The sequence below is a fragment of the Kitasatospora sp. NPDC091257 genome (genome assembly GCF_044757675.1).
In the GTDB taxonomy this organism is placed as follows: Bacteria; Actinomycetota; Actinomycetes; order Streptomycetales; family Streptomycetaceae; genus Kitasatospora; species Kitasatospora lactacystinica.
On the sequence record NZ_JBIVVI010000254.1, the window covers coordinates 1 to 8688 of the forward strand.

Sequence of the window (8688 nt, forward strand, 5' to 3'; positions counted from 1 at the left end):
GTTCCGACCCACCCTCAGTTCCGACCCACCCTCAGTTCCGACCCACCCTCAGTTCCGACCCACCCGCAGTCCGACCCACCCTCAGCCGGAAAGCAGGCCCGCCGATGACCAGCGCAGCGCCCCTCGTCCACGTCAGCACCGCCGACGCCGTCACCACGCTCACCCTCGACTCGCCGCACAACCGCAACGCGCTCTCCACCCGGCTGATGGCCGAACTGCACGCCGGGCTGGCCTCCGCCGCGGCCGACCCGGAGGTCCGCGCGGTGGTGCTCGGACACACCGGAAAGGTGTTCTGCGCGGGTGCCGACCTCTCCGAGGCGACCGGCGCGGACCCGACGGTCGGCCCGCGCGGCCTGGTCGAGCTCCAGCGGGCGATCGTGGACTGCGCGAAGCCGGTGATCGCCGTCATCGACGGGCACGTCCGGGCCGGCGGGCTCGGTCTGGTCGGCGCGGCCGACCTCGCCGTCGCCGGACCGGCCTCGACCTTCGCCTTCACCGAGGTGCGGCTCGGCCTCGCGCCCGCCGTCATCTCGCTGCCGCTGCGCCCGAAGCTGGAGCCGCGCGCCGCCTCCCGCTACTACCTCACCGGCGAGGTCTTCGACGCCGCCGAGGCCGCCCGGATCGGGCTGATCACCAGCGCCACCGACTCCGCCGAGTCCACCGGCGTGGTGTTGAAGGGCCTGCTGGACGCGCTGCGCCTGGGCTCCCCGCAGGGCCTGGCGGAGTCGAAGCGACTGGCCAACGCCGAGGTGGTGCGCTCCTTCGAGCGGGACTCGGACGAGCTGGTGGAGCTGTCGGCGCGGCTCTTCGGCTCGGAGGAGGCGCAGGAGGGGATGCGGTCGTTCCTGGAGAAGCGGCCCGCGCGCTGGGTGCGCTGACGGCGGGGTTCCCCGGGCGACGGGCCCGCTGGCCCGGGGGGCTGCGCCGCCCCCCGGGCCAGCGCGTGTGCTGGCGTCCCCGGGCGTCGCGGCCGCCCGCGTGCGGCGGCGTCACGACCAGCGGACCGCCGCCGCGTCGCTCCACACGGCGAGCAGGTCCTGATCGCCGATCGCCTTGGTCTCCGTGGCCTGCTCGGCGGACAGCCGGTTCCACAGCAGCAGGTAGAGCTCGTGGGCAGGGCCGGTGAGGGTCAGGTCGGCCGGCTCGGAGCTCTCGCCGGTGGTGACGACCGGCGGCTCCTGGGTGATGGTCAGTCGCCAGGAGCCGGCCCCGTCGGTGGCCCGGACCTGGAGGGTGCGCGGCCGGTCGCTGCGCAGCGCGGAGCGGCTGCGGGTCATGAAGCCGCTGACCAGTTCGTCGATGCCGTCCAGGGCGAGGGCGGTGTCCACGACCGGACCGGGCGCCCCGGCGGCGGCGTCCGCGTCATGGCGGTGGATGGAGGTCTCGTGCGCCTGGCGCCGGGCCCAGAACGCCAGCGGGCGGGGCGAGGGCAGGAAGGTCCAGCACTCCAGGTCGGCGGGCGCGGCGGTGAGCACGTCCACCAGGGCGGCGTGGCCCTCGCGGTACCAGTCGAGCAGTGCGGCGTCCGAGGGCATCGGTCCGACGGCGGCCTGCGCGTCCGCCTCGTCCGGCCGGGCCCGCAGGCCCTGGGAGGGAATGGCGGCGGCCCAGCGGTGGACGGAGCCGATGTGCCGCAGCAGGTCCGTCAGCCGCCACTCCGGGCAGGTCGGTACGGGGGCGGACAGCTCGGTGCGGGCTGCGGCCTCGGCGAGCCGGGTGCCTTCGAGGCGCAGCGCGTCGATGTGCTCGGTGATCTCCATGGGACGGAGTCTTCCACCGCGATCGGCCGCCGGTCGCGGACTTCGGACATTTCCTCGGACGCCTCCCGGCGATCGGGCGGACGCTACGGGCCGGTAACGTGAGCGCATGCCGATAACCCGTTCCCTCGTCTCAGCCGTCCGGACCGGTGGCCGCCGCGCCGCCGGACGCCTGGTCCACCGGGGCTGGCGCTGGGTGCAGCGGACCGGCGCGGTCACCAACCGCAACCCCGGCCCGTACCGGTTCGGCGAGCTGGGGGACGGCACGACGCTCAGCTTCCCGCTCGGGGCGGTGTTCAACGAGCAGTGGATCACCATCGGGCCGTTCTCGATCATCGGCGAGCGGGTCACCATCAGCGCCGGGTTCCTGCCCGGGCTCGACCTCGGGCCGGAGCCGATCGTGCGGATCGGCGGCGGCTGCGTGATCGGCCGGGACAGCCACATCGTCGGCCACCAGTCGATCGTCATCGGCGACGACGTGTGGACCGGGCCGGGCGTGTACATCAGCGACCAGGCGCACGAGTACCGGGACACCGAGCTGCCGATCGGCAAGCAGTGGCCGCGCAACGAACCGGTGGAGATCGGCGCGGGCAGCTGGATCGGCACCGGTTCGGTGATCCTGCCGGGGGCGCGGATCGGCCGCAACGTGGTGGTCGCGGCGGGGGCCGTGGTGCGAGGTGAGGTGCCCGACCACAGCGTGGTCGCCGGGGCGCCGGCCAAGGTGGTGCGCCGCTGGACCGAGGACGAGGGCTGGCAGCCGCCGCTGCGCCACGACGCTCCGCAGCCGGTGCCGGACGGCGTGACCGCGGAGCAGCTGCGCGCCCTGGTCGGCTGGGACCTGCGACTGCCGGGGGAGCCGGGCTGACGTCGCCCGCGAAGGGGCCGGCGCCCTCCGCCCGGTGCAGCGCCTTGAACTCGCGAGCGGCCTGAACTACCCCGCGAGGGAAGCTTGTTCGGCGGTGCGGGCGGTGATGGCGGCGGTGATCCGCGGGATGTCGGCGGGGCGCGTCGGATCCAGACCGGTCAGCGCGGCGATCCGGCGCAGCCGGTAGTCGACGGTGTTCGGGTGCAGGTGCAGGGCGCTCGCGGTGTGCCGGCGGTTCAGGCCCCCGGCCAGGTGGGTGCGCAGGGTGATGAGCAACTCCCCGCTGTCGGCCAGCGGTTCGAGCAGAGCGGCGAGCCGGGAGCGGGCCTGGCCGGGCCGGGTGAGCTGGTACTCCAGCAGGACGTCGTCCAACCGGTGCAGGCCCGGAGGCCGGCCGAACGCCCGGGCCACGTCCAGGACTTCGTGGGCGAGGGCGGCCGCGCCGGGCACCTCGGCGGGGGTCGCGGAGGCCGCCCCGGCCAGTACCGGGGCGCCGGCCGCGCGGGCCGCCGCGGCGAGGGTGGCGGCGAGCAGCGGCCAGGGCGCCTCGTCGGGATCGTCCCCGTCCGGACCGGGTGACGGCCCGAACGGGACGAGCACCAGGCCGCCCGTGGGGGTGAGTGCGGTGAGTGCCGACTGCCGGGTGCGGTGGTCGAGTTCGGCCTCGAACCGGCGGAGCTTGCGGCGGGCGGCGATGCCCGGGTCGACGCCGGGGGAGCGCTCGTCGGGATGGTCGGCGACGGACAGGCAGAGCACGGCGTACCCCGTGGGCAGCCGGAGCCCGGCGCGGCCGGCGGCCTCGTCGGCGGGGGTGCCCGCGAGGAGCGCGCCGAGCAGGGAGCGCCGGGTGGCGCCGCGCCGGTCGGTGGTCGGGTGCCGGCCGTCGAGGTAGCCCGCCCCGGCGGCGGTGGCGGCCCGGCGGAGCTGGTCGAGCAGCAGCCGGTTGAGAACGAGCAGGTCGGCGGCGTCGCCGTCCCGGGCGTGCCGGGTCACGAACTCCCAGCAGACCTCCAGGCCGAGGTGGTGGGCGAGCAGCACGGCGTCCAGCGGCAGGCCTTCCTCGGCGCGCCGGGCGGCGGCCTCCCGGACGGTGGTGAACTCCTCGGCGGGGGCGGGGACCCCGGTCCGTACGGTGTGGGCGAGGGCGCGGATGCGGCGTTCGGTGTCCCGGGTCAGCTCGCCGGTGAGTTGCTCGCGGGGCATCCGGCGGTAGGCCGGCACCCGCTCCACCAGGGCGGCGACCACGGTCTCGGCCAGCTCCCGCGCGCCGCCGAGCAGTCGCTGGTCGGCCGGGAGCCCGCCGATCGCCGGGACGCGCCAGTCCGGCGGCCGGTCGGAGGTGTTCGGGGGCGGGCAGTGGGGTGCGTTGTGACCGGTCACAGAGAACACCGTCCAGGTCTGGGGGACGCCCAAGGGCCGGGCCGGAGGGGCGACCGCATGATGGAGCCCTCGGGTTACCTGTTGGTAACAAACTTCCGCTGTGGAGGCAACAGTTGAGAACCCCACTTCTCCGCTTCCCCGCAACTCCCGTGCGCGGCAGGGCCGGTGGCGCTCTGGGCGTCCTGCTGCTGGCGGGGGCGCTGCTGGTCGGGGCGACGGCGTCGCCGGCGGGCGCCGCCACGTCCCCTTCGGCGCCGGCTGCCGCTGCCGTGACCGCAACGCCTGACGGATCCGCCGAACTGCCGCCCGACGGTGACACGGTGGCCTCACCGCCCGGCGCCAACGACTGGACCTGCCGGCCGAGCACCGCGCACCCCGACCCGGTCGTCCTGGTGCACGGCACCTTCGCCAACCGCTACGAGAACTGGCTGGCGCTCTCCCCGCTGCTGAAGAGCCTCGGGTACTGCGTCTTCGCCCTCGACTACGGGACCATTCCCGGCATCACCTCCAGCGGCAGCGGCCTGCTGCTGCCGATCGGCGGCCTCGGGCCGGTCCCGGAATCGGCGGCCCAACTCGCCCGGTTCGTGGACCTGGTGCGGAACGCGACCGGTGCCGCCAAGGTCGACATCGTCGGGCACTCCCAGGGCGGCATGATGCCGAACTACTACCTCAAGTTCCTCGGCGGCGCCTCCAAGGTCGGCAGGATGGTCGGGCTGGCGCCGTCCAACCACGGCACGACGCTCGACGGGATCACCAACCTGGTGCCGTACTTCCCGGGCGTCGCGGACCTGATCTTCACGGTCTGCCAGGCCTGCCGGGACCAGGCGGTGGGTTCCGACTTCAACAAGGTGATGGCCTCCCGGCCGGACACCGTGCCGGGAGTGAGCTACACCGTGGTCTCGACGGTCCTCGACGAGGTCGTCACGCCGTGGCGGACCCAGTTCCTGAGCGGCCCGGGCGTCGACAACGAGGTGGTGCAGGGGCACTGCCCGGTCTCGCTGGTGGAACACGTCGGGATCGCGTTCTCGCCGACGGCGCTGCACCTGGTGACCAACGCCCTGGACCCGGCGCACGCCACACCGGTGCTCTGCGGGTGAGTCCGACGGCGGGCTGGTGACGGCGCTCCTGCCTCCGGGTGTTCCGGGAGGCGGGAGCGCCGTTCCGTGCCGGTGCGAGGGTGCGAGGGTGCGAGGGTGCGCCGGTGCGAGGGTGCGCCGGTGCGGCGGCTGCCGGCGTGTCGGCCCGTCCGCCCGCCGGCCTGCCCGCTGTCAGGGGGTGGTGCGGAAGCCGACGACGGCGGTGGTGCCGTTCGGGTGCAGCGCGTACGTGCCCGGGGCATGGAGCAACGCGGCGTCGTAGCGGGTGAGTTCGACACCGTCGACGGAGGCCGTGCCGGCGAGGCAGACCAGGAGGCCGGTGCCTCCGACCGGGACGTCGACCGCGGTGGCCATGGTGGCCGGCTCCACCGTGGCCTGGACCCGCCCGCGGCGCGTCATCACGTTGAAGTCCACCACCGGGCCGGCCAGCAGGCGGCAGTCGGTGGTGGCGTCGCCGGAGAAGGCGAACGGCCGGAACGGCGCGTCGACCAGCCGCTCGGTGCCGTCGACAGTGAGTGCCATGCCGGGGCCCTCGACCAGGGTGATCACCCGGTCGATTCCGGGAAACGGGGAGAACGGCCCGGCCGAGGCGACGTCCGCGAGGCTGACCCGCCAGTCGAAGGCGTCCAGCCCGGCTCCGGCGGGGAACCCGGCGACCTCCCTGGTCACGCCGCCGCCGTTGAGCCACGCCGTCGCCGGGCGCTCGCTCGCCCGCAGTACCCGGAAGCCTTCGCTGCTCGTCATGGCCCCGCATCCTGTCACATGGCGGAGGGCGGATGACGGATAACAGATTTCATCATCTGTCATCTGTCATCTGTCATCCGTCGGCTGTCGGCTGTCGGTTGTCACCTGTCGGCTGTCACCCGCCGCCCGACCGACAGCGGCAGGAGCGCCGCCACCGTGGCCGCGAGCGTCACGGTGGTGAGGGCCAGCGGCAGTCCGGCGGCGTCGGCGAGGAAACCGATCACCACCGGGCCGATCAGCATCCCTCCGTAGCCGAGCGAGGAGGCGAACGCGACGCCCTGCGGCCCACCGGCCTCGCCGGCCCGGGCGATGGCGAGCGGGAAGAGGTTGGCCAGGCCGAGGCCGACCAGGACGAACCCGCAGATGGCGACCGGCACCACCGGTGCCAGGGCGGCGATCAGCATGCCGACGGCCGCCGTCAGCCCACCGAGCAGCATCAGCCGGTTCTGACCGAGCCTGATGGACAGCCAGGTGCCGCCGACGCGCCCGCCGGCCATCGCGAACGCGTACGCGCCGTAGCCGGTGGCGGCCACCACGGAGCTCGCCCGGACGTCGTCGGTGAGGTGGAGGGTGGCCCAGTCGGCGACCGCGCCCTCGCCGTACGCGGTGCAGAGCGCGGTGAGGCCGAGCAGCAGGACGAGCAGCCGGGTGCGGGCGCGGGCCGAGCCGGCATCCGCCGTCGCGGTGCCGGACGACTCCGCGGCACGGCCCGCACGATGCGGTGCGACGGCTGCCGCCGCCGGGCTGCGCAGCAGGACGATTCCCGCGCCGACCGTGACGGCCATGCCCAGCGCGGCGCTGAGGGCGAGCGCCCACGCGGTGCTCAGCGGGCCGGCGAGCAGTCCGCTGACCCCGGTGCCGGCCAGCCCGCCGAAGCTGTACCCGGCGTGGAAGCTGGGCATCACGGGCCGCCGCAACTGCGCGACCAGGTCGACGGCGGCGCTGTTCATCGCGACGTTGGCCCCGCCGTACCCCGCGCCGAACAGCAGCAGCACCCCGCCGAGCGCGGTGACCGAGTGGGCGTGGGCGGGCAGCAGGACGGCGAGGCTGAGCAGGGCGAGCGAGCCGACGGTGACCGGGCGCGAGCCGTACCGCAGGCAGAGCCGGCCGATCATCGGCATGGTGAGGACGGCGCCGATGGAGAGGCAGAGCAGGGCGAGCCCGAGGGCGCTGTGCGAGGCGTCGACCTGCCTGCGGATGTCGGGGATCCGGACGACCCAGGCGGCGAAGAGGAAGCCGTCGATGGCGAAGAACGCGGTGAGGGCGACACGTGCGGCCCGCCAGGGGCTGTCGGCCGCCGGGGGTGTGCTGCGAGACTGGGAGGAGGGATGATGGTTCGGGCGCGCGAGTGGACCGATTTTGTTTCGAAGCGACACAAAGTCACAATAGGGGCGTGCAGCTCTCACCATCAAGCCCGAGGCCCGGTACCGGAACCGACTCCGACGCGCAGCGCGACGGTCACCGTCGCGCCGCGCCCGACCGGGGCCGGACGCTGCTGGGTCCTGCGCTCTCGCTGATCCACACCGGCCAGACGCCGACCCGTTCGGCGCTCACCCGGGCACTGGACGTCACCCGGGCCACGGCCGGCGCGGTCACCGCCGAACTGGAGGCGCTCGGCCTGATCACCGTCGACTCGCGCCCGGCGGGCGGGGGCCGCGGTCGCCCCTCGCACCGGCTCGCGATCGACCCGCAGGGCCCGGTCGTGGTCGCCGGGCAGATCCACGCCGACGGACTGAGCGTCACCCTGGCCGGCCTCGGCGGACTGCTCGACCCGCCAGTCCATCTGCCGCTGCCCGCCGCCACCGACCCGGTCCGGATGCTGCGCGCCGTCGCCGTGGCGGGCGCCGAGCTGGCCCGCGCGACCGACCGTCGCTGTCTGGGTGCCGCCCTCGCGCTGCCCAACCCGGTCACCGAGCCGGACGGCGCCGCCCTCGCCGCGCTGCACTTCGCGTGGCCCAGCGGCACCCCGGTCGCCGACCTGTACGACGTCGAGGTCGGACGCGCCGACCACGGTCCCAGGGCGATGCGCCCGCTGCCCACCGCGATCGCCAACGACGCCAACCTGGCCGCGCTCGCCGAGTACCGGCACGGTGCCGGCCGAGGCGCCCGCCACCTGCTCTTCGTCACGTCCGGCCACCGCGGCGTCGGTGGCGCGCTCGTCATCGACGGCCACCTGCACACCGGCAGCGCCGGCCTGGCCCTGGAGGTCGGCCACCTCACCGTCGACCCGCAGGGCCGACCGTGCAAGTGCGGCAACCGGGGCTGCCTCAACTCCGAGACCGACCCCGACGCGCTGTTCGCCGCCGCCGGACTCACCCCGGAGCCGGGGCGCCCGCTGCTCGACCAGGCGCGCGAGCTGTGCCGGGCAGCCGCGACGGACGACCGGGCGCGGGCCGCGGTGGAGCACGTCATCGACCGGCTCGGGCTCGGCCTGGCGGGCGTCGCCAACATCCTCAACCCCGACCGGGTGGTCCTCAGCGGGCTGCACCTCCACCTGCTGGAGGCCGCGCCCGACCGGCTGCGGTCGGTGGTCGCCGAGCGCAGCCTGTGGGGGCGCAGCGGCCGGGTGCCGATCGTCGGCGCGGAGCTGGCGCACGGCGCGCTGGCGGGCGCGGCCGAGCTGGGCTGGGGGCCGTACCTGGCGGATCCGCAGTCGGTGCCGGTTCTGCCCTGACGGCGATCGACAGCGATCGACGGCGATCGAGGGCGACAGGGCGACAGGGCGATCAAGGCGATAAGCGGAAGCTGGGACTGCGAAAACCGTCACTTATCGTGACTATCATACACTCGTAGTGAGCAGTGATCCGGTGATCGAACTGAGCGGCGTGAGCCGCCACTACGAGGG

Annotated in this window: 8 protein-coding genes; 4 read left to right on the top strand and 4 right to left on the bottom strand. The window is 74.7% G+C overall.

Annotation, left to right across the window (positions count from 1 at the left end; genetic code table 11):
- The first annotated feature begins 104 nt into the window (after nt 1-104).
- Nucleotides 105-878: an enoyl-CoA hydratase family protein gene (locus ACIQOV_RS14580; protein WP_380353113.1), complete on the top strand. Its 774-nt coding sequence runs from the start codon at nt 105-107 to the stop codon at nt 876-878.
- 111 nt (nt 879-989) lie between these two features.
- Here ACIQOV_RS14580 and ACIQOV_RS14585 read toward each other — a convergent pair whose 3' ends face one another.
- On the bottom strand, nt 990-1760 hold the full coding sequence (locus ACIQOV_RS14585) for a maleylpyruvate isomerase family mycothiol-dependent enzyme (protein ID WP_401048562.1): 771 nt from the start codon (nt 1758-1760) through the stop codon (nt 990-992).
- A 106-nt stretch (nt 1761-1866) separates the two neighbouring features.
- On the opposite strand from ACIQOV_RS14585, the gene ACIQOV_RS14590 reads away from it, so the two are divergent.
- Nucleotides 1867-2622 carry an acyltransferase gene (locus ACIQOV_RS14590; protein ID WP_401048564.1) on the top strand — a complete coding sequence of 252 codons (756 nt, stop codon included), beginning with the start codon at nt 1867-1869 and terminating at the stop codon, nt 2620-2622.
- A 66-nt stretch (nt 2623-2688) separates the two neighbouring features.
- On the opposite strand, the gene ACIQOV_RS14595 is transcribed toward ACIQOV_RS14590, so the two are convergent.
- On the bottom strand, nt 2689-4002 hold the full coding sequence (locus ACIQOV_RS14595; protein WP_401048566.1) for a PucR family transcriptional regulator: 1314 nt from the start codon (nt 4000-4002) through the stop codon (nt 2689-2691).
- Nucleotides 4003-4205: 203 nt separating this feature from the next.
- Between ACIQOV_RS14595 and ACIQOV_RS14600 the strand changes: the two genes are divergently transcribed.
- A complete protein-coding gene (locus ACIQOV_RS14600) occupies nt 4206-5099 on the top strand; it encodes an esterase/lipase family protein (protein ID WP_401048571.1) in 894 nt (297 codons plus the stop codon).
- A gap of 171 nt (nt 5100-5270) precedes the next feature.
- Here ACIQOV_RS14600 and ACIQOV_RS14605 read toward each other — a convergent pair whose 3' ends face one another.
- Nucleotides 5271-5843: a HutD family protein gene (locus tag ACIQOV_RS14605; protein WP_401048567.1), complete on the bottom strand. Its 573-nt coding sequence runs from the start codon at nt 5841-5843 to the stop codon at nt 5271-5273.
- Between the two features lie 101 nt (nt 5844-5944).
- On the bottom strand, nt 5945-7219 hold the full coding sequence (locus ACIQOV_RS14610) for an MFS transporter (RefSeq protein WP_401048568.1): 1275 nt from the start codon (nt 7217-7219) through the stop codon (nt 5945-5947).
- Nucleotides 7220-7236: 17 nt separating this feature from the next.
- On the opposite strand from ACIQOV_RS14610, the gene ACIQOV_RS14615 reads away from it, so the two are divergent.
- Complete coding sequence (locus ACIQOV_RS14615) at nt 7237-8517, top strand: ROK family protein (protein WP_401048570.1); 1281 nt, start codon at nt 7237-7239, stop codon at nt 8515-8517.
- The last annotated feature ends 171 nt before the right edge of the window (nt 8518-8688 follow it).